This window comes from Streptomyces sp. SID5910 (assembly GCF_009862125.1).
GTDB lineage: Bacteria > Actinomycetota > Actinomycetes > Streptomycetales > Streptomycetaceae > Streptomyces.
Genome location: NZ_WWHX01000602.1, coordinates 1 through 1397, shown reverse-complemented (window position 1 = coordinate 1397; position 1397 = coordinate 1). Strand labels below are relative to the sequence as shown.

At 73.9% G+C, this 1397-nt stretch carries 2 protein-coding genes; one reads left to right on the top strand and one right to left on the bottom strand.

Going from position 1 to position 1397, the window contains the following annotated elements; genetic code table 11:
• Positions 1 to 496 (bottom strand): adenosylcobinamide-GDP ribazoletransferase (locus GTW67_RS21020; RefSeq protein ID WP_161166350.1); only part of this gene is annotated, 496 nt, incomplete at its 3' end.
• A gap of 60 nt (positions 497 to 556) precedes the next feature.
• On the opposite strand from GTW67_RS21020, the gene GTW67_RS21015 reads away from it, so the two are divergent.
• Positions 557 to 1303, top strand: a complete 747-nt coding sequence (locus tag GTW67_RS21015; RefSeq protein ID WP_161166349.1) for a hypothetical protein — start codon at positions 557 to 559, stop codon at positions 1301 to 1303.
• The last annotated feature ends 94 nt before the right edge of the window (positions 1304 to 1397 follow it).

The following is a 1397-nucleotide window of genomic DNA, read 5'->3' as shown; positions in this document are numbered from 1 at the left end:
GGACACCCGCCCGGGCGGCCAGGGTGAGCGCCAGCCGGGCGGCGGTCGCCGAGACCACGGCGGCGAGGGCGCCCCGGGCCCAGGAGTCGTCGTACGCCTGCGTCAGCGCGGCCACCTGGGCCAGTAGGACGAACAGGAGGGTGAGCACGCCGAACGGTCCGATGTCCGACTGCTTCATGATGCGCAGCGCGTCCTCGGCGGGCTTGCCGCTGCCCAGGCCGTCCGCGGTGTCCGCCAGGCCGTCCAGATGCAGACCCCGGGTGAGGACGGCGGGCACGGCGGCGGTGGCGACCGCGGCGAGCAGGGGGCCGGCGCCGAGGAACAGCAGCACGAGTCCGGTGGCGGCGGCCGCGGCGCCGACGACCAGGCCGGCCAGCGGGGCGCACAGCATGCCGCCGCGGGCCGCCCCCCGGTCCCAGCGGGTCACCCGGACCGGGAGCACGGTGAGCGTGCCGAACGCGAACCGGAGGCCGTGGGGGGAGGGGGTCCTGAGCACCGGCGCAGACTACCCGGCGATCACCGGGGCACTTCCGGGGAGCGAGGATAAAGTTCGTATATGGGAGATTGGTGGCAGCGGAACATCCTGGAACCGGGCAAGCTGCCGCTGCTCCTCGCGCTCGGGGCGTTCGTGCTGACGTTTGTGATCACCCGTGTCGTGACCCGGCTGATCCGGGCGGGGAAGGGGCCGTTCGGGAACGTCGAGGCGGGCGGTGTGCACATCCACCACGTGGTGCCCGGGGTGGTCCTCACCGTCGTCGGCGGCTTCGCGGCGGTCGCGGGCGGGCGACACGGGTTCGGGTCGGCCCTCGCGGCGGTGGTCTTCGGGATCGGGGCGGGGCTGGTCCTGGACGAGTTCGCGCTGATCCTGCATCTCGACGACGTCTACTGGAGCGAGGCGGGGCGCAAGAGCGTGGAGGTCGTGGTGATCACGGCGGCGCTGGTGGGTCTGGTGCTGGCGGGGTTCACGCCGTTCGGTGTCGACAACGTGTCGCAGGACGAGTTGCAGGACCGGACCAACGTCATCGCGACCGTCGGGGGCAACTTCCTGTTCTCCCTCCTGGCGCTGGCCAAGGGCAAGGCGCGGCTGGCGATCTTCGGCGTGATCGTCCCGCTCATCGCCCTGATCGGCGCGGTGCGCCTGGCGCGGCCGGGGTCCTTCTGGGCCCGCCGCTTCTACGCCCGCCGCCCGCGCGCCCGAGCCAGATCGCGGCTACGGGCCTACCACCACGACCGCCGCTGGTCCGGCCCGACCCGCACCCTCCAAAACTGGATCGCCGGCCGCCCGGACCCGCCCAGGCTCTGACGCCGGATGCCTGCGGCGGCCTGTGGCTGCCGGGTGGGGGTGCGGGTAGCGCCTTCGGTTCGGTGGTGGGTCGGGGCCGCGCCGGGGGGTGTCC